Annotated in this window: 19 protein-coding genes and 1 tRNA gene; 2 read left to right on the forward strand and 18 right to left on the reverse strand. The window is 27.5% G+C overall.

The window, feature by feature from the left end; genetic code table 4:
* The 4 genes from MENTO_RS02610 to MENTO_RS02625 all read right to left on the reverse strand — a co-directional run bounded on the left by MENTO_RS02610 (position 1) and on the right by MENTO_RS02625 (position 4,895).
* The gene (locus MENTO_RS02610; protein WP_100679870.1) at positions 1-2,712 is read right to left on the reverse strand and encodes an ATP-binding cassette domain-containing protein; all 2,712 of its coding nucleotides are present in this window, start codon (positions 2,710-2,712) and stop codon (positions 1-3) included.
* Positions 2,713-2,934: 222 nt separating this feature from the next.
* Entirely contained in the window at positions 2,935-3,504 is a 570-nt protein-coding gene (gene hpt, locus MENTO_RS02615) for a hypoxanthine phosphoribosyltransferase (RefSeq protein ID WP_099651314.1), read from the reverse strand.
* Positions 3,505-3,574: 70 nt separating this feature from the next.
* On the reverse strand, positions 3,575-4,003 hold the full coding sequence (gene ruvX / locus MENTO_RS02620; RefSeq protein ID WP_099651315.1) for a Holliday junction resolvase RuvX: 429 nt from the start codon (positions 4,001-4,003) through the stop codon (positions 3,575-3,577).
* Positions 3,996-4,895, reverse strand: a complete 900-nt coding sequence (locus MENTO_RS02625) for a phosphatase PAP2 family protein (protein ID WP_099651316.1) — start codon at positions 4,893-4,895, stop codon at positions 3,996-3,998. The genes ruvX and MENTO_RS02625 overlap by 8 nt, the downstream gene beginning before the upstream one ends.
* A gap of 74 nt (positions 4,896-4,969) precedes the next feature.
* Here MENTO_RS02625 and MENTO_RS02630 point away from each other — a divergent pair, with 74 nt between their 5' ends.
* Positions 4,970-5,374 (forward strand): cytidine deaminase family protein, encoded by a 405-nt coding sequence (locus tag MENTO_RS02630; RefSeq protein WP_099651317.1) that lies wholly within the window; start codon positions 4,970-4,972, stop codon positions 5,372-5,374.
* 61 nt (positions 5,375-5,435) lie between these two features.
* Here MENTO_RS02630 and eno read toward each other — a convergent pair whose 3' ends face one another.
* Complete coding sequence (eno, locus tag MENTO_RS02635) at positions 5,436-6,797, reverse strand: phosphopyruvate hydratase (protein WP_011183366.1); 1,362 nt, start codon at positions 6,795-6,797, stop codon at positions 5,436-5,438.
* Between the two features lie 128 nt (positions 6,798-6,925).
* Between eno and typA the strand changes: the two genes are divergently transcribed.
* A complete protein-coding gene (gene typA / locus MENTO_RS02640; RefSeq protein WP_099651318.1) occupies positions 6,926-8,764 on the forward strand; it encodes a translational GTPase TypA in 1,839 nt (612 codons plus the stop codon).
* Between the two features lie 34 nt (positions 8,765-8,798).
* Here the strand turns inward: typA and MENTO_RS02645 are convergent, their stop codons facing one another.
* The 13 genes from MENTO_RS02645 to asnS form a co-directional block, all read right to left on the reverse strand.
* Complete coding sequence (locus MENTO_RS02645; protein WP_099651319.1) at positions 8,799-9,218, reverse strand: ASCH domain-containing protein; 420 nt, start codon at positions 9,216-9,218, stop codon at positions 8,799-8,801.
* 1 nt (position 9,219) lies between these two features.
* A complete protein-coding gene (locus MENTO_RS02650) occupies positions 9,220-9,744 on the reverse strand; it encodes an NUDIX hydrolase (protein ID WP_099651320.1) in 525 nt (174 codons plus the stop codon).
* Between the two features lie 49 nt (positions 9,745-9,793).
* Complete coding sequence (locus MENTO_RS02655) at positions 9,794-10,534, reverse strand: hypothetical protein (protein ID WP_099651321.1); 741 nt, start codon at positions 10,532-10,534, stop codon at positions 9,794-9,796.
* Between the two features lie 133 nt (positions 10,535-10,667).
* Positions 10,668-11,477 carry a hypothetical protein gene (locus MENTO_RS02660; protein ID WP_099651322.1) on the reverse strand — a complete coding sequence of 270 codons (810 nt, stop codon included), beginning with the start codon at positions 11,475-11,477 and terminating at the stop codon, positions 10,668-10,670.
* A 14-nt stretch (positions 11,478-11,491) separates the two neighbouring features.
* On the reverse strand, positions 11,492-13,294 hold the full coding sequence (lepA, locus tag MENTO_RS02665) for a translation elongation factor 4 (protein WP_099651323.1): 1,803 nt from the start codon (positions 13,292-13,294) through the stop codon (positions 11,492-11,494).
* 19 nt (positions 13,295-13,313) lie between these two features.
* Positions 13,314-14,243 carry an alpha/beta fold hydrolase gene (locus tag MENTO_RS02670; protein ID WP_099651324.1) on the reverse strand — a complete coding sequence of 310 codons (930 nt, stop codon included), beginning with the start codon at positions 14,241-14,243 and terminating at the stop codon, positions 13,314-13,316.
* A 3-nt stretch (positions 14,244-14,246) separates the two neighbouring features.
* Positions 14,247-14,870, reverse strand: a complete 624-nt coding sequence (locus tag MENTO_RS02675) for a ribonuclease H1 domain-containing protein (RefSeq protein ID WP_099651325.1) — start codon at positions 14,868-14,870, stop codon at positions 14,247-14,249.
* Positions 14,871-14,898: 28 nt separating this feature from the next.
* The gene (gene proS, locus MENTO_RS02680; RefSeq protein ID WP_099651326.1) at positions 14,899-16,320 is read right to left on the reverse strand and encodes a proline--tRNA ligase; all 1,422 of its coding nucleotides are present in this window, start codon (positions 16,318-16,320) and stop codon (positions 14,899-14,901) included.
* Positions 16,321-16,323: 3 nt separating this feature from the next.
* Positions 16,324-16,950 (reverse strand): hypothetical protein, encoded by a 627-nt coding sequence (locus MENTO_RS02685; protein ID WP_099651327.1) that lies wholly within the window; start codon positions 16,948-16,950, stop codon positions 16,324-16,326.
* Positions 16,951-17,041: 91 nt separating this feature from the next.
* Positions 17,042-17,131: transfer RNA gene (locus MENTO_RS02690), tRNA-Ser, on the reverse strand.
* A 49-nt stretch (positions 17,132-17,180) separates the two neighbouring features.
* Positions 17,181-17,648: a 23S rRNA (pseudouridine(1915)-N(3))-methyltransferase RlmH gene (locus MENTO_RS02695; protein WP_099651328.1), complete on the reverse strand. Its 468-nt coding sequence runs from the start codon at positions 17,646-17,648 to the stop codon at positions 17,181-17,183.
* A 12-nt stretch (positions 17,649-17,660) separates the two neighbouring features.
* A complete protein-coding gene (gene ffh / locus MENTO_RS02700) occupies positions 17,661-19,013 on the reverse strand; it encodes a signal recognition particle protein (RefSeq protein WP_099651329.1) in 1,353 nt (450 codons plus the stop codon).
* A gap of 92 nt (positions 19,014-19,105) precedes the next feature.
* The gene (gene asnS, locus MENTO_RS02705) at positions 19,106-20,470 is read right to left on the reverse strand and encodes an asparagine--tRNA ligase (protein ID WP_099651330.1); all 1,365 of its coding nucleotides are present in this window, start codon (positions 20,468-20,470) and stop codon (positions 19,106-19,108) included.
* Between the last annotated feature and the right edge of the window lies 1 nt (position 20,471).

The following is a 20,471-nucleotide window of genomic DNA, read 5'->3' on the forward strand; positions in this document are numbered from 1 at the left end:
TTATTTGTTTAATTTTTGCATTAGCAATACTTCATTTAATTTGTTTTTTTCTTCTTGTATTTCACGTCTAATTCTTTCAAGTTCTAAAACATTTTCGCGTTGCTTCATTTCACTATCAAACTTAGCTAACTTTTGATTTAATTCTTTCTCAAAAATCATTTCTTTTCTTAATTGTTCAAAATATTCTCTTTCTTTATTTAAATCGGATTTAATTTTTTCTAACTCCTGATCTTTTAATAAAGTTGCATTTTGCTGATGACACATTGGCTGTTGTATATTATGATCAAAACAATTATTTGAATCTTGTTGAAAACGTGCATATTTTTTCATATTCTGTTGTTCATTGATTTCATTTTTTAGTTTCTCTAATTCTTCTTTTAATTTTGAGATTTCAAGATTATATTCTTTAATACTTGATGAATTTTCATTAATTAATTCAACTTTTGTATCTATATTATTTTGAAGTGTATTAATTTCACTATATTGAGATTCCAATTTTTTTTGCTTTAATTGAGTTGAAATATTCTCAGTTTCAATTTTAGCTAATATGACATTTTGTGTTTCTTTTAATCTTCTCAATTCTTCTTCAAGTTCAGCTTTTGATTCTTGAATAACTTGTGTTTCTGCATTAATGTTTTCAACATATGTTTTTAAATCTATAAGTTTATTTGTAAACTCAGCTTTGATTGAATCAATTTCTTCATATTCAGCAATTGTTGCAACAGCAATATCTTCTTGTATTTTTTTCAATTCATCAAGTTTTGCATTTAACTCAAGTTTTTTCATTTCAACTTCTTCTTGTTCTAAATCAACTTCTGTTAAAAACTCTTCTCTACTTTGTTTTAAAGCGCTCAAGTCCTTGTCTAATGCATCTCTTGAGCTATTAATTTCATCACTTTCAATTTGAATTTGAGTTAGATAACTTTTGAAATCTTTTATTTCTTCTTCAATGATTTCCCTTTGAACAGCAACCAAGTCCTTAAATTGATTTTCAAATTGTTTGAACTCATTCATTTTTGATTCAATTTCAGAAGATAATGAATTTTCAGATTCCATTTTAACTTTTTCAATATAATTTTTTAAGTCTTCAAGCTTATTTGAAAATTCAGCTTTCACTAAATCAATTTGTTCATATTCATTTGCTGAAGTTAAACTAATTTCATCTTGCAATGCTTTTAATTCATCAATTTTAATTTGTAAATCTGTTTTTTTAAATTCTAATTCTTTAGTTTCAGCTTCTGTTTGTTCTAAAAGTACTTTTAAGCTAGTCGCTTGATCTTCAAATGTTGTTTTTACTTGATGAATAATTTCTGATTCTAGTTTAATTTTTGCAAAGTAATCTTTTAAGTTATCAATGTTTAAATCAATTTCAGTTTTTTGTTCAGTTACAATTTTGTTTAATTCTAATTTTAAATTTTTAAGTTCTTGTACTTTGTCAAAAAAATCATTTTTAATTGTATTTATTTCTGATGCTGTTAAAACATTTTCGCCAACATAATTTGGATCATTTAAAACTAATGTTTCATGAGTTTTAGCTGATAAATCAGATAAATCTTCTTCTATTAATACAAGATCGTTTGATAAACCAACTTTTATTTGACCTTGATTTAAACTCAAAATGTTTTTATATTTATTTTCTATTTTATTTAAGAAATCTAGCGCTTTGCCTAAATCTACTGATTTATTTGCACTATCAATTATAAATTCTTTTAATGGCTCATATTTTGGTTTATGTGGTTTTTCCTTATCTTCTAATGCTTTTGTAATAGCGTCTATATTAATAGGTTGTGCTATAAAATCTTTTGGCTGCAAATGATTTTTTTCTAAAATAGCTAAAGCATCATTCAATGTTTGATGCTCGTTTAAACCAATAACCAATGAGTTAGTACTTAAGTCAAATTTAAACGTCAAAATATTATGTTGATTTAAAAGTTTTTCAACTTCTGCTAATACAACATCTTTTTCAAATGAAACATTTATTTTTTTGTATAAGTTTAATTCAGATTTTGATCCAGAAAATAATAATTTACCTTTTTCTAAAATTACAAAATTTTCAATTATATTATAAACTTCATCAATATTATGAACTGTTAGTATAATTGTGCTATTAAATTCTTCTTTGAACTCTTTTAGTATTTTGTAAGTTTGTCCTCTTCATTTAGAATCTAAGTTTGCCCCAGGTTCATCTAAAATAAGAATTTCAGGTTCTTTAATAAAACATAAAATTAAATTCATACGGTTTTTCATTCCTCATGAAAATGCATTTAAAGGTTTATCTTTAGATGTTCATAAGTCAAATTTTTTTAATCAATATTCAATTCTTGATTTAACTAATGTTTTATCTAAACCCATAACATTACACATATTGTATAAAAAGTCATAAGCTGTAATTGAATATAGCGAAAAATCCATTTGAGAATAAAACCCTATATTAGAGTTATTTTCAATTGAACTACTTTTTTTGCGTTCGTTGCCGTTAATAAAGATATTTCCATCATAATTTAGAGTAGCTCCAAGTAATGAATTTAAGAATACGCTCTTACCTGATCCACTACTTCCAAGTAATGCTGTAACTTTTCCTTTTTCTATATTAAAGGAAAATGGACCTATATTTATATCTTTAAATTTTTTATGAAAATGGTCTACCATCACAGCATTATTATTTGAATTTTCTAAAATAATACGCTTTGATTTTAAAATATTTTTTTCCATTTCGCCTCTCCTTATATTATTTAAATAATTTCCTTGATTTGTTTTTAGGTTTCTTTTTTCAAACCATGAGTTAATTTTCACAAAAAAAAAAAAAAAACAAGTCTTTCATGAATTTTAATAAAAAAACACTCAAATTGTTAATCAGCCAATAAGTTAGACATCAAAAAAAGAAAGCTTACAATGCCTTCTTTCATTATTATTTATATACTTATACTAAATTTTCTATCATTTTCAATTTTCTAATTTCTCAGTGTCACAAATTGCAACATAAGGTAAATTTCTTAACTTTTCTTGATAATCTAAACCATAACCGATTACAAAATGTTTTTCTATTGAAAAACATGCTCAATCAGGTTGTATTTCTACTTTTCTTTCAGTTGGTTTATCTAGCATTGTTAATATTTTGACTGACTTAGCACCTTTGTTAAGTAAATACTTTCTAACATAATCTAAAGTAATACCAGATTCAATAATATCTTCAACTATTAAAATATCACGATCTTTAACTGATGAATTAACGTCTAAATTAATTTTAGGCTCTCCATTGCTTTTTGTTCCACCAAGATATGAACTTATAACCATAAAGTCCATTTCTAAGTCTGCTTCATAGTTCATACAAAATGTTTGATAAAAAGGAACGCATCCTTTTAACAAACCTATAACTAGTAAAGTGTTTTCACTATCTGAAGTTTTTTCATAGTAGGCTTTAACTTCTTTTGCTACTTCCTTTGTTCTTTGTTCTATTTGTTTATCTGTAAATAAAATTTCTTTAGCTAATGGGTGTTGTTTCATGGGTCTCCTAATAATGTTTATAAAAAAATAATACCCATATTTGATTTGTTAATCAATAGGTATTAATAAATTATTTATTAATTTGTTCTAAATATGTTTCTAAAATCAACTGTGCAGCTAAAGTATCTTTGTTTTCTTTTTGTTTTTGACGTGATAATCCTGCTTCAATCATTATTGATTTTGCCATCTTAGTAGTTCTTCTTTCATCTATTCTAACGATTTGATCCTCTTTTATATCTGTGTTATAAACTAAGAAACCTTCAATGAAATAATCAACCATTTCTGCTCTTTCACCTATTGAACCATTCATGTTTTTTGGATAACCAAAAACAAAAGTATCATAGTTTTTATCTTTAATGAATTCTGTTAATAAATTGACACCCTCTTCAAAATTTCATTCTTCAAATTTCAAAGTAATTTCTTTTTTAGCTACCTTACCAGTGGAAGATGCCAATCCAACAGTTTTACTTCCAACATCAAGTCCTAAAATATTACTCATAGTCTCCTCCAAGTTTTTTATTTAGCATTTTCAAAAATACATTTTCAAATATTAAAAATCAAGTGACTGCCATAATACAAGCAAATGATATATCTGATAAAAAGTGCTTTGCTAAAACCATTCTTGAACTACCTACTAAACCAGCTAACACAAATGCAACTAATATAACACCATAATAATATAAACTATCTTTTTTAAATAATAATGCTAATCCTAAAATAGTAATTGAACTTGTTACGTGTCCAGAAGGAAATGATTTATTTTTACCAAATCCATAAACATAAGTAATATTTCATCATTCACGGTACGGAACTTCTCCATTAATAACTGATTTAATGGGTCTTGGTCTTGAGAAAATGTTTTTTAAAAGTTCTGTTGTCAAAAAAATTGCAATTACATAAATAATAACTAGCCCCACTTTTCATAAAAAGTTTCTTTGTTCTGTGAAATTTGGATTTAATTTATAAAATATACTTGTTGCTATAAAAAATATTCAGAATATGAAAGTATTAAATATGTCTACACTAACTTCATTTGTATGCTTGTCTTTATTAGACATTAAAGGAGCAAATAAATAAAATGCAATTCCAGCATAGATCAAAGTTAAGTAAATTATTTTAAATATGAAAAGTTGTACTGATCAGTCTTTTCTTTTATCTGTTAAGTATATAAATATTCCCATAACACAAAAATTAACAGGAATAAGAAATGCTAATTGCCCAAATTTATCAAATGCGTAACCAAATCATGACTTTTCTCGATAAATATTTTCTGCTATTTGAGCATCCAAAAAAGTTCCTACCATAAAGATGGTAAACAATGTTATTCCTATTAATAAAAAAGCATATAAGTATGGTTTTTTAAGTATTTGTTTGTCTTTTAGTAGTTTCATACATTTAATTATACTTAATTTATTCCTTTTTTAACTTAACTAATGTTAAAATATAAATCCGAAGAGGTATTTATATGAATTATGATAATTTATTAGAAATTGTTAAAAAAGAAGTTTATGAAAGGGAATTTAAAACTGAAAAAGTAACAGCTGGTGCTGTTGCTTCAGTATTAGTAACAAAAGATAATAATATTTACACAGGAGTTTGTGTTGTCATGGATTGTGCATTGGGAACATGTGCTGAAAGATCTGCGGCATTTCAAATGATTAAAAATAATGAAACTGAAATTAGAACAATTTTAACTATAGGCAGAAATGGTTATATCTATCCACCATGTGGGGCATGTTTAGAATTGATTAAGTTAATAAATCCTAATAATGAAAATACACGATTTTATATTTCAAAAGATCAAACATTGAATTTAAATGAATTAATGATTAAAAACTGACAAGATAAAGAAAAAATGGAAAAATATTAATTCCATTTTTTTAATATAAAAAAACTAAGCTTTAAGCTTAGTTTGAATAATTTATTTAAAATTATTTATTAATTTTTAAGTTGTAGAATGTTGCATATCCATCGTAGATTGCATCTTCACCTAATTGGTCTTCGATTTGTAATAATCTGTTGTATTTAGCAATTCTATCTGAACGTGACATTGATCCTGTTTTGATTTGACCTGCGTTAAATGCTACAGCTAAGTCAGCGATTGTTGCGTCTTCTGTTTCTCCTGAACGGTGTGAAACAACTGCAGTTCAACCAGCTTTTTGAGTCATAGTAATAGCTTCAACAGTTTCTGATAAAGTTCCAATTTGGTTTAATTTAATTAAAGTTGAGTTAGCAGCATCTTTGCTGATTCCTTCTTTAATAAATCTTGGGTTTGTTGTAAATAAGTCATCTCCAACGATTTGAACTCTGTCTCCAATTTTTTCAGTTAATTGAACGAATCCATCTCAGTCTTTTTCACTTAATCCATCTTCGATTGAAATAATTGGGTAGTTGTTTACTAATTTTTCTAAGTAAGCAATCATTTCTTCTGTAGTGAATGCTCATTCTTGACCAGTAACTTTTTCAATTTTTTTGAAGTGGTATTTTTTGTCTTCAAAGTATAATTCTGATGAAGCACAGTCCATTGCGATCATGATTCCATCTTTACCAACTTTGTAACCAGCTTTTGTAATAGCTTCAACTAATAAGTCTAATGCAATTTCAGCAGGTGTTTTAGCTTTAAATGAAGCTAAGTCTTGTTTAGCATAAGCTCATGAGAAGTGAGGTGCAAATCCACCTTCGTCTCCAACAGCAGTAATATCCCCTTTATCATGTAATAATGATTTTAATGCTTGGAAAGTTTCTGATGATCATCTTAATGCTTCTTTGAAAGTTGGTGCTCCAACTGGCATAATCATGAATTCTTGGAAATCGATTGCTGAATCAGCGTGTTCTCCACCATTAATAACGTTTAACATTGGAACAGGTAAACGTTTTGCTTGAACTCCACCAATGTATCTGTATAAAGGAACTTCTAATTCACTTGCTGCTGCGTGAGCTGCAGCTAATGAAACAGCTAACATACCGTTTGCTCCTAATTTTTTCTTAAATTCAGTTCCATCTAATTTAATCATTACTCTGTCTAAACCTAATTGGTCTTGAACATCGTGTCCAATTAAAGCTGGTGCAATTTTATCATTTACGTTTGCAACTGCTTTTAAAACACCTTTTCCGTTGTAACGTGCTTTATCTCCATCTCTTAGTTCTAAAGCTTCGTTTTCTCCAGTTGATGCTCCTGATGGTGCTTTAGCAATTCCATATCCACCAAATTCAGTTCATAATTCAACTTCAACAGTTGGAGTACCACGTGAGTCTAATACTTCACGTGCAATAATTTTCTCAATTCTTGACATATAATTTCCTCTCTCTATTTAAATTATGTATTTAACTCCTATATTATATTCTCTTTTTAAAAAAAATTAAATAGAAATTATTGCTTAAAATGTGATATCATTTAAAAGTTATATAAAAGGAGAATAAAATGTCAAATCAAAAAATTATTAACATTGCGGTTATTGCTCACGTTGATGCAGGTAAATCAACATTAGTTGATGCACTTTTAAAACAAGGTGGAGCTTTTAGAGATAACCAAGAAGTTGTAGAACAAATCATGGATTCAAACGATCAAGAAAGAGAACGTGGGATTACCATTTATTCAAAAAACTGTGCTATTGAGTACAAAGGAACTAAAATTAACATCGTGGATACTCCAGGTCATGCTGACTTCTCAAGTGAAGTTGAACGTATTATGAAAACTGTTGATACTGTTATTTTATTAGTTGATTCAAGTGAAGGACCAATGCCTCAAACACGTTTTGTTTTATCTAAAGCATTAGAATTAGGATTGAACCCAATCTTAATGATTAATAAAATTGATAAAAAAGATCAAAGAGCTGAAGAAGTTGTTGAAGAAGTATTAGAGTTATTCATGGAATTGGATGCAACTGATGAACAATTAGAATTTAAAACATTATATGGTATTGCTCGTGAAGGGATTGCTCAATTAAACTTAAATGATAAAGGAACTGATCTTTCACCTATGTTTGATACTATTATTGAACAAGTTGGAACATACCCAATTGAATTAGCTGAAAAACCATTAAAAATGCAAGTTAGTTCATTAGCTTATGATTCATTTATTGGAAGATTAGGAATTGGAAGAATCTTTGAAGGTAAAATTGCTGAAGGTCAAACAGTTAGTGTTGTTAAAAATGATGGTGAAGTTAAACAAGCCAAAATTTCTAAATTAACAGTTTACCAAGGATTAAATAAAGTTGCTGTTAAAGAAGCATTTGCTGGAGATATTATTACATTCGCTGGTATTGAACATATTTCAATTGGAGATACTATTAATGAATTAAATAATATTAATCCAATGGAACCAATTACAATTGAAGAACCTACAATGAGTATGAACTTCTTAGTTAACACTTCTCCTTTTGCTGGTAAAGTTGGTAAATTTGTTACTTCAAGAAATATTAAAGAACGTTTAGAAAAAGAATTAGAAGTAAACGTTGGTTTAAAAGTTGAACCATTAGATAACCCAACTATTGAAGGATTCAAAGTTTTAGGACGTGGAGAACTTCACTTATCTGTTTTAATTGAACAAATGAGAAGAGAAGGTTTTGAATTAGCTATTTCTAAACCTGAGGTAATTTTCAGAAAAGGTGAAAATGGAACATTATTAGAACCTATGGAAAAAGTTATCTTAAACATTCCTACTGAATATTCAGGAACTGTTATTAATAAATTAAACCAACGTAAAGGTTTAATGACAGATATGGATTCTGATGGAGTTAGAGATAAAATTGTTTACAACATCCCATTAAGAGCTTTAATTGGATTTAGAAGTGAATTTACTAATGATACTCATGGTGAAGGAATCATGGTTAGAAGTTCAAATGGATTTGAACCATACAAAGGTGAAATTGAATCACGTAAAAACGGAGTTCTTATTTCAATGGCTTCAGGTAAAACATTACCTTACGCTTTAAATAATTTAGAAGAACGTGGAATTCTATTTGTTGGACCTCAAGTTGAAGTTTATGATGGAATGATCGTTGGACAACACTCAAGAGATAATGACTTAGAAGTTAACCCAACAACTGGTAAAAAATTAACTAACACTCGTGCTAGTGGTAGTGATGACTCAGTTAAATTAACTCCACCTAAATTAATGACTTTAGAAGAAGCATTAGAATACATCGAATGAGATGAATTAGTTGAAGTTACACCAGATGATATTCGTTTAAGAAAAAGATGATTATCAAATACTGAAAGACGTCAACACAGAAACGATAATAAAAAAGTTTTTGATTAAAATAAAATGAACTCAAAATGTTGAGTTCATTTTTTTACTCTTTCTCAAGTAAATCAATTATTTCATTTTTTACATAATTGTAGTTTTGTGGGGCATTAAAATTATAATTATCTTTTAATTCTTTATAAGGTATATAATTTGCAAATTCCTTAAATTCAGATATTGTTAATACAAAACAACCACCTCTATGATTTATTCATTCTTCCATTATTTGGTATGCTGCTTCTTTATCTTTTAATTGATTAGAATAAAATGTGCAAACTTCATCTTTACTCATTCATTTAACATCTCTTATCTTAATGTAACCATAAATTCCAGCTTTGCTTTTTGGTATGTATAAATAAAGTTTGTCATTAATATTTAGATCTGGCATTTTGAATCTATATTCGTATTTTTTCTTTCCACTTTTAATTAAATCAAAATACTCTTTTTTCATTGATAAAATTAAATCCATATTATTTATTAAGCCTATATGAACCTTGTTCATCTTTTAATAAAAACATTAGGTCAATAATTTCAAAATAAAATGGTAAAAATTCACCAGTTATAATCATATTATTTATTTCTTGTTTTGTTGCTCATTTTACTTCTTCAACTTCTTCCTTTTGTAAAACTAATTTTTCAATTTCTACTTCTTTTTTAATTAAATAAAAATCATCAAATCCTTCACTAAAATTAATCGTAAATGATGGTCTGATATTTGAAAAATCTATTTCTAATCCTAACTCTTCTTTTGCTTCTCTTGTTGCTGTTGATTGGCTATTTTCACCAGTTGAAACAGAACCACTAACTGATGGTGTTCACATTCCAGTTCAATGCTTTCTTTCCTTAGAAACTTTTTGAATTAACATTTCTTCTTTATTATTAAAAATTCCAATAGTTATTTTTCTTCTATAAAAACCTTTTGGAGGTTTAGTCCCTCTTATCATTGTTTGATCAGTTTTATTACCTAATATGTCATATAAATCTAAAATTTCCATACGCGCCCCTTTAATTAATAAAATGATAACAAAAAATAACCCTATTGGGTTATCTTACAAACTTATATTTAATACTTATTTTATTGTTTAATTTTATAGATGTAAAGTTTACTAGTGAACTAACAAAGTAAAATAGCGCAATGAAACTAATCATCCCAGGTAATCATAAATAAACAGGTTGATCTGTTGGGTCCAATTGTGAATATGGAAATGGTGTAAATCAATCAGCTTTATCAGAATATTTAACAATCATTAATCCTCTAATAGAAATGAAAAATATATAAGCAAATGGAATAATACAATTTATTCAAGCTTTTTTCTTCATAAATTCTTTTGATGTTAAAGTTGATTCTCTTTCTCTTAGAATATAATAACCAATTACTACAAAAGGCAAAATTCAGTGTTCAAGAACTGACTTTAGTACTTTATATCAGGTGTTAAAACCAACTATTCCATCTCTTGAAGCGATAAAAGTAAATGTATAAATTAAAAACACAACTATTTGATAAGAAACAACCATTGTCATTACATTATCAGATTCTGCTCAAGCAATTCTTTTACTATTTTTTCTGAAATAATTTAATACAGCAGCTATTCCTCAAAAAGATGTTATTAATGTAGTTCATACTGAAAAGTATATAACTTGATTAATAATTGATTGATCAAAAGTAAGCGCACCACCTGATTCTGAATCTGGTTGAATAACAGACATTAATAAATCTATACCAACACAAAATATTGGAGTTATTGCAATAAACAGCAATAATGTTAATTTTATTTTATTTTTCATATTTTCCTTTAAATAAACTTATGGCTAAAAAAACCCTATAAGTTACATTGTATTGTTTTTTTTGTTTAAGCGGGGTAAAAATAATTAAAAAACAGATAAATCTTTTAAGGATTCACCTGTTTTATTTAAATTTTTACTCTTCTTCATTCATTATTTTAAATGCTTCAATTTCTTTATATCGATCTATTATATTCATTCTGTAAAAGTTTTCAGGTAATCCCTTTGTTTCTACAAACTTATATTCAATATGTTCTTTTAATAAAATCAAGCGGTCAAAAATAATTTCATATTTAATTAATAGTGCAATAAATGCATTTGAACTTTCAATCATTTCATCGGTTAAATCAATTGATAAATCATCAAAACCATCAATTGTTGATGTTAGATAATCTAGTAGCTGATAAGCTACATCTAGCTTATCTTCTCTTGATTCATATTTACTAAATCTCTTTACTAACTCAACTAAATCTCTTCAACAATATTTGAATTCATCAGGAACTTCTGTGTTTCTAACCATTGTAATTAATTCTTCATAGTATTTTTCTGTAAGTTCTAAAAATGCTTTATTTATAGCAACATCAATTCCGCTCTCATCAACAGCATTAAATGAATTTTCATCTATTTCATTAAATGCATTTACATAGTCTGAAACTATATTATAAAGGCCATCAATTCTTAAATGAAATACCCCACTAATGAAGGATTTAATATATTCATTAGTTTTACAAATTTCTTCATTTTCTAAGAAACCTGGTAAGTTATCAATAGCAATTGCTTCTTGATTTTCTTTAATAAAATTATGATAATTTAAAGAGTCTAATCATTTTTCATGTAATTGTACAACCTCATCAAAAATAATATTATTTTCTGATGTATTTATTTGAATATATCAATCATCATTAATAAACTGCATTAGTCAATCTTCATATTTGAATTTTGTCATGTTATAAACCCTTTCTAATCATCAAGTTTTAAAACTGCAATGAATGCTTCTTGTGGTACTTCTACACTTCCGATTTCTTTCATTTTCTTTTTACCTTCTTTTTGTTTATTAAGAAGTTTTTTACGTCTTGATTTATCAGCTGCATGTAGCTTTCAAGTAACGTCTTTACGATATGCTTTAATTGTTTCACGCGCTAAAACTTTATTTCCAATTGTTGCTTGAACTGGAACTTCAAAGTTTTGACGTGGAATTAATTCTTTAAGTTTTTTAGTTAAAGCAGCACCTCTTTGATAAGCAAAATGTTTATTAACAATCATTGAAAATGCATCAACCATATCTCCATTTAATAAAATATCCATTTTAACTAATTGAGATTCTTGGTAACCAATCATTTCATATTCAAATGATGCATAACCTTTTGAAATAGATTTTAATTTGTTAAAGAAATCAAAAATAATTTCAGCTAAAGGCATATCATAAACTAACATCATACGGTTATCATCAACAACTTGTAAATCTTTATAAGCCCCTAATTTGTTTTGACATAAACTCATTAAATCACCAACTGATTCTTTTGGTGTCATAATTTTTACATTGACAAATGGTTCTTCCATAAACTTGATTTTTTGTGGATCAGGCAATTTAGCGGGGTTATCAATTTCAATCATTGATCCATCAGTTAAATGAATCTTATAAATAACAGATGGTGCTGTTGCAATTAGATTTAGATTATATTCTCTTTCCAATCTTTCTTGCACAACTTCCATGTGTAATAGCCCTAAGAATCCAACTCTAAAACCAAATCCTAGCGCTTGTGAAGTTTCAGGTTCATATACTAAAGATGAATCTGATAATTCCATTTTTTCTAAAGCATCTTTAAAATCTTGATATTGGTTTGTATCAATTGGATAAATTCCACAATAAACCATTGGTTTAAGTTTTTTATAACCATCTAAAGCATGTAATGCTGGATTTGTAACAGTTGTTATAGTATCCCCAACGTTAATGTCTTTAATAGTTTTAATTGAAGCTGCTACTCATCCTACTTCTCCTGCACTTAATTGATCTTTTTTGACTATTTTAGGGTTTTTTACTCCCAATTCAGTTACTTCATAACTACTTCCATTTGCCATAAGTTTGATTCTATCACCAACTTTGATTGAACCTTCTCTTACTCTAATTGACATAACAACACCTAAGTATTTATCATAGTAGCTGTCAAAGATTAAAGCTCTTAAAGGTTTTTCATCATCAGCATCATATGGAGCAGGGATTTTATTAACAATAGCTTCTAAAACTTCTTCAACATTTAGTCCAGTTTTAGCACTAATTAATGGTGCATCACTGCAATCAATTCCAATTGTATTTTCGATTTCTTCTTTTACTCTATCTGCATCAGCACTTGGTAAATCAACTTTGTTAATAACAGGGATTATTTCTAAATTATTTTCAATTGCTAAATAAACATTTGCAAGTGTTTGAGCTTCAATACCTTGTGTTGCATCAACAACAAGTATAGCTCCTTCACAAGCTGCAAGACTTCTTGATACTTCATAAGCAAAGTCAACATGACCTGGAGTATCAATTAAATGGAAAGTGTATTCTTGTCCGTCTTTTGCCTTGTAATATAATTGAACAGAGTTCAATTTAATTGTAATTCCACGTTCTCTTTCAATATCCATTGAGTCTAGCAATTGTTCTTGCATTTCTCGCTTAGTTACAGTATTAGTTAACTCTAAAATACGGTCCGCCAATGTTGACTTCCCGTGATCAATATGAGCAATAATACTAAAATTTCTAATTTTTGATTTATCCATGTTATCTCTTTCTTACTATTTAATAGTTATCTCTATATTTTTCTATAAATTTTAAAATATCATCAATTACTACTTCATTTAATTCTTCTTCTAATAATTTATTTTTAAGATTTTGATAGATTTTAAAGTCTGTATCTAAACCTAACTTAGTAAATCTATAAAATAATTTTTGCGAATCTTTTCCCATTTTTGTATAGTTATCTAATCCACCACTTTGAATTAAGATTGGTAGGTCTTTTGTTATAAATTCATTGTTTGAATTTTTTGAAATGAATTTATTTCCAACAGCAATATCTTTAAAAGCTGAAAAACTTAGTTTTAAATTACATAAAGGATCATTATTATACTTTTGAACATATTTTCAATCACTTGATAATCACTGATTATCAAATTTCAATAATGGATTATGCCTTTTATTAATTCTTTTCTCTCTAATGTTATTAAGGAATTTTGCATCATTTCTTACATTAAAAATTACTTGATTTAAATTCATGTACTTTAAAAATAAATTTGAAATAAAATAATTATAATCACGAGTATTCATTAAAATTAATCCAGCAATTTCTTCTGAATATTTAATTGAAAAAGCTCTTGCTAAATTACCACCTAGCCCTTGACCAAGCATAAAAATTGGTAAGTCTCAATGATATCTTTTAATTCAAGTATTAATATTTTTAACATCTTCAACTAATTTACTTCACCCTTGTTTTTTATCAAAGAAAATATTTGAACCATCAGATTCATCTCTACTTTCTCCAATGCCTCTTAAATCAGTACCAACAACTAAAATGTTATGTTTTCTCATTAATTTAGCAAAGTCATCATACATTCCCATATGTTCATCAAAGTTTGGCACTACTTGAATAACAGCAATTGGTTTTTCAGATGTTTTTCATTCAAAATTAATTAATTCTTTTCCATCAATCATTTGTAATTGAAATTTTCTCATCTTCTAAACCTCCTTAACGTATTCTTCAAATGTTGCTTTAGCTGCTAATTGATCAGCTAAGTCGTTGTAATAATCATTGCTATGACCTTTAACTCAAATAAATTCTATTTCAACTTTAGTTCTGATTTGATCAACATATTTAATATATTCAATGCCTTCATCAGATTTTGCTTTTCATTCATGATTAGCTCATTTGGCAATACCCTCATAATCATGATATAAATACAACTTTGGAATGTTATTAGCATATGCAAATAACATAACTCTTTTAGCGCCTTGTAATTCTCCACTTACATTTCACATTGATTTTAATTCATCATCACGATATCTTTTAGAAAAGTGAAACTCTTTATTTTTTCACATTACAACAGCACCATATGAATAAGTGTTGTTTGCTTTTATAAAACTACCATCACTATATGCAACAGCTACATTTTCATCAATTTTAACTTTATTTTTAGCAGGTTTAGGTTTTGAAACAACACCAGTTATGAAAGCTTCAGCATCAGCTTTACTTGAAAAAGATTTATAAACTGCATTATTGAATCCTTCAACTTGAGCTTTGCATTCATCTCAAGTAGTATAAACACCAATGTTTCTTCCCTTTTTAACAGCGTAATATTTCATATATAAACCTCCTTTTTCTTTTATTAAATTAATAAGCTCTAGCAAAGTAAACTTTTAAAGTTGTTTCCTTATTACAATTAAAACATTTTTCAGTTTTATTATCTTGTTCAAATGGAATACAACGTGAGTTAGTTGAAGTTTGTTTTTTAACATCCTCTTCACATGCAATTTCTCCACAGAACGGAACTAAAACAAATCCTTGATTTTGACCTAAAATATTTTTATATTCTTCGATTGAACTAGCTTTTGAAGTTCTATCTTCACGGTTTTTCAATGCTTTGGCATATAAATTAGCATCATAGTCTTTAATCATTTGATCAACAATTGTTTCAACTTCATTTAAATTAACTTGAATTTTTTCTCTTGTATCTCTTCTTGAAATAGTTACTTGATTATTTTCTAAGTCTCTTGGTCCTACTTCAATTCTTAAAGGAATACCTTTGATTTCAGCTTCACTAATTTTAAATCCAAATGATTTATCAGTTTTATCAATATCAACACGGTATTTGTTTTTTAATAAGTTTCTAATCTCTTCAGTTACTTTAATTACTTCATCAGTTTCTTTAATTTGAATTAACCTAACTTGAACTGGTGAAACCATTGAAGGAAGTACTAATCCATTATCATCAGAGTGAGTCATAATGATAGCTCCTATTAATCTTGTTGAAACTCCTCAACTTGTTGAGTAAGCATGTTCAAGTTTTCCTTCTTTATTTTGAAATTTAATTTCATAAGGTTTTGAGAAGTTATCTGCAAAGTAATGAGAAGTTCCACATTGTAATGCTTGTCCATCATGCATTAATGATTCAATAGTATATGTTGAATCAGCTCCTGCAAATTTTTCTTTCTCAGTTTTTTTACCAGGAATAACTGGTAATAACAACGCATTTTGAGCAAACTCAGTATATGTATCTAAGATTTTTAAAGTTAAATCAGAAGCTTCAGTTCTATCTGAGTGAACTGTATGTCCTTCTTGTCATAAGAATTCACTTGTTCTTAAAAATGGTCTAGTTGTTTTTTCTCAACGCATTACATTAGTTCATTGATTAAAAATTAAAGGTAAGTCACGGTATGATTTAACTTCATTTTTAAAGAAGTTAGCCATTAATACTTCACTAGTAGGTCTAATAAATAATGGTTCAGCTAATGGAGTATCTCCAACTCTTGTAACAGTTGCAATTTCAGGAGAAAATCCTTCAATGTGATCTTTTTCTTTTTGAAATAATGATTGAGGAATTAATAATGGAAAGTAAACATTTTCTACTCCAAGTTCTTTAAATTTTGCATCTAAATTTTTTTGCATTAATTCTCAAATTGCATATCCATAAGGTCTAAATATAATTGTCCCCTTAACTGGTCCATAACTAGCTAATTTAGCATTTAATACTGTATCTGTATATCATTGTGAGAAATCCACATCTCTTGGTGTTATTTTATCTAATTGTTTCATTTTCTACTCTCCTACTTTTACTAAGCCATCATGACTTAAATATAATTTTATTTCTAATCCTAATTCTTTAATAATGTTATTAGCATAATTATAATATTGTTCATCTCTTATTAAAATTCATTTGATTGTATCAAAGTGTATTGTTTCAATAATATTAATCATTCCAAATGATCTATCAAAAATTCAATCCTTTGTTGTCGTTTTTGCTAATTTTTCTGGGTCTATTCCAATAACACAAAACTTGCTAGTATCAATTGCTGCATCACGTGATCATTTTCAAAAATGAGCTCTTGATGAAATATCAAAGTCTAAGTTACTTGAGTCTTGTTTTTGATGATAACCTCATACATGATAATTTTCATCTTTATTTAAAACTATTTCTTGGGTTGGTTGTATTCCATTTTTTAAAATATATCCGATGTTTCTAACGTCAGTATAAAATAAAAAACTTTTGATTCCTCTTTTTTTAATTAAGTCTAAAACTATTTCTTTTTCAGAACCAGCATTAACGAATAATGACTTAAAAAAGTTATCTAATTCATTTTCATTTAAAATATCGTCTTTGTCAGCTCTTCAAAATAATAATTTACCTTTAAATTGATCTTTAAATCATTTTTTATTTGATTTCACTATACCACCCCAGACTATATAATATTATATAATTTTTTAACAATTTTTGATATAAAAAAGCCACCTATTAAGGTAGCTTCATTATTTTTACTGGCGGGTTAAAAGAGACTCGAACTCTTGCGCCGGAAACCGACCTAACACCTTAGCAGGGTGTCCTCTTCACCAACTTGAGTATTAACCCATTAATGCACTTAATTATTATAACAATTAAGTGCAACATATTCAAAAAATTATTTATGATATTTTTCATTATTCATTATTTTAAAGGCACGATATATTTGTTCTGCCAATATAACTCTAAATAACTGGTGGGGTAATGTAATGTTTCCAAAAGAAACTTTTTTAAAATTTTGTGCTAAAAATTTATCACTATAACCATCACTTGGCCCTATAATAAATGCAATTTTTGCTTGTTTTAAATTCTTATTGTTTTCAATGATTGATGTAAATTCTTCTGTTGAATAATTTTTGGAACTAACGTCCATACAAATTATTTCATGATCAGAAAATACTTTTAATTTTTCTAATAATAAATCAGAATTAATGTTTTTATTCACAATATCTTCTTTTTGGTATTCTTCTTTAAGTTCAATAACTTGTAAATTAGCATATTTGGAAATTCTGTTTGCGTATTCATTAAATGAATCAATAAAGAATTTTTTATCTAATTTACCAAAACAAATTATTTTAATATTCATTAGACGATTTGATTAAAAACCAAATCCTCCTTTACCCATTCCAGGCATTCCTGGCATACGTCCACTTTTCATCATTTTAGCCATTTCAAGAACTTGTTTTTTACCTTTTTCAAATGAGTTAATTAATTCATTTAATTCTTTTTCAGTACGCCCTGATCCACTAATAATTCTATTTTTTCTAGTTAATGATTTTAATAATTTAGGTTCTCTTCTTTCTTTTAATGTCATTGAATCCATTAAAATTGAAAATACAACTAATTTTCTTTGTGCATCAGTTATTTGATTTTCTGAAATTTTAGCACCTGGCATCATTTTCATGATTCCACCAATGTTCCCCATTTTTGATACTTGAACTAATTGATTTCTTAAATCTTCCAAATCAAATTGACCCATAAACATACGTTTCATGGTTTTTTGCATTGAACGTTCATCAATATTATCAACAACTTTTTCAAAAAGAGTTTCAATATCACCCATTCCAAGAATTCTATCAGCCATTCTTTTTGGATAGAATGGAGCAAGTGCAGAAACACCCTCTCCTTCACCAATAAATTTAATTGGTAATTTAGTCATGTATCTAATTGATAGTGTAGCTCCCCCACGAGCATCTCCATCTAATTTAGTTACAATAACTCCAGTTAATTTTAATTGATTGTTAAATTCATTAGTTACATTAATGATTTCTTGACCAATCATTCCATCAACAACTAATAAAGTTTCATTTGGTGATGTTAGTTTTCTTAAGTCATTTAATTCATTCATTAATTCTTTATCAATTTGTAAACGTCCAGCAGTATCTAAAATAACAACATCATGCCCATTCTTTTCAGCAAATTCTAATGCTTGTTTTGCTGTTTTTAATGGTGATTGTTTTCCTTGTTCAAAAACTGGAATATTATTTTTATTACCTAATTCAACTAATTGATCAATAGCCCCTGGTCTGTAGATATCTAACCCTACCAATAAAGGTTTCTTAGCTTCTTTTTTAGCTAAAAAATGTGCTAATTTAGATGATGAAGTAGTTTTCCCTGAACCTTGTAAACCAACCATCATAATAACAGAAGGCTTTTTAGAAAGGTTTAAAGGTGCTTTTTCAGTTCCTAAAATATTAATTAATTCTTCATGAACTATTTTCAACATTTGTTGGTGTGATGTAACACCTTCTTGAATGTATTCACCTACTGTTTTTTCTTTTATTTTACTAATTAATTCTTTTACAACTTCAACGTTAACGTCAGCTTCTAATAAAGCTAATCGTATTTCACGAAGTGTTTCTTGAATATTTTCTTCAGTCAATGTAGATTTTTTGATATTTTTCTCCATTGATTTTTTCATTCGTTTAGTTAAAAAATCTCCAAATGCCATATGCATACCTCCAGTTTTAATCTTTATTTATTATACCAAACTTAATATTCAAAATAAAAATGCCTAATGGCATTTTTTGAATTATTGTTAAATTAGTATAATAATGTTTTTGGTGTTCTTGGGAATGGAATAACATCTCTGATATTTGAAGCACCTGTTATGTACATAATTAATCTTTCAAATCCTAAACCAAATCCAGCTGATTTGTAAAATCCATATTTTCTTAATCCTATATATCAGTCTAATTCTTCAGGATTAATGCCATAGAATTTACATCTTTCAAGAATTTTATCTAAGTTGGCTTCACGTTCACTTCCACCACATAATTCACCAATTCCAGGAACAAGTAAATCCACAGCAGCAACTGTTTTACCATCATCATTTTGTTTCATATAGAATGATTTTATATCTTTTGGATAGTTAATAACAAATGTTGGACATTTATTTACTTCTTCACAAATAAATCTTTCATGTTCTGTACCTAAGTCTAGTCCGAATTGAATGTTGTTTTCTTCAAATTTGTGACCATTTTCAATAGCTTTCTGTAAAGTTTCTAAAACTTCTTCATACGTATTAACTTTGAATTCTGCATTTACTATACCAGTAATTTTATCAATTAACCCTGGTTCTAATTGCTCTTGTAAGAATTCTAATTCAGTCATATTTTTTTCTAAAACATAGCCAACAACACTTTTTAACATATCTTGCATTAATTGAATATTGTCGTTAATATCAGCAAATGCCACTTCTGGTTCAATCATTCAGAATTCTGAAGCATGTTTTGTTGTATGTGAGTTTTCAGCTCTAAAAGTAGGACCAAATGTATAAATGTTTTTAAATGCTTGAGCAAATGATTCACCGTTTAATTGCCCTGAAACAGTTAAACTAGCTTTCTTACCAAAGAAATCATTTGCATAATCCTTATCTTCATTAACAGTTACAACAAATTGTTCTCCTGCACCTTCAGCATCATTTGATGTAATGATTGGTGTAGTTACATAAACATAATTATTTTCTTGAAAGAATTTGTGAATTGCAAAAGCAGCTGTTGAACGAATTCTAAAAATTGCTTGGAAAGTTTTTGTTCTTGCTCTTAAATGCGAAATTTCTCTTAAAAATTCAGGAGAATGTTCTTTTTTTTGTAGCGGATAATCTTCAACAGCTTGATCTAATAAAACAACTGATGTCGCATTAATTTCAAATGGTTGTGGTCTTGTTGGAGTTGGGATTAGAATACCTTCAATTTCAACAATTGAACTAACTCTAGCTTTAGTGCCTTCTTCAAAACCAATTGTTTCTGGTTTATAAACAACTTGTAAGTCATTTAAAACTGTTCCGTCATTTAAAACCATAAAGCTAACTGCTTTACCTTGTCGATTTGATCTAACTCTACCAATGATTGTTACTTTTTGTTCTTTTAAAGTTTCATGGTTACCATATAAAAATTTAATGTCCATA

The organism is Mesoplasma entomophilum, assembly GCF_002804125.1.
In the GTDB taxonomy this organism is placed as follows: domain Bacteria; phylum Bacillota_I; class Bacilli_A; order Mycoplasmatales; family Mycoplasmataceae; genus Mesoplasma; species Mesoplasma entomophilum.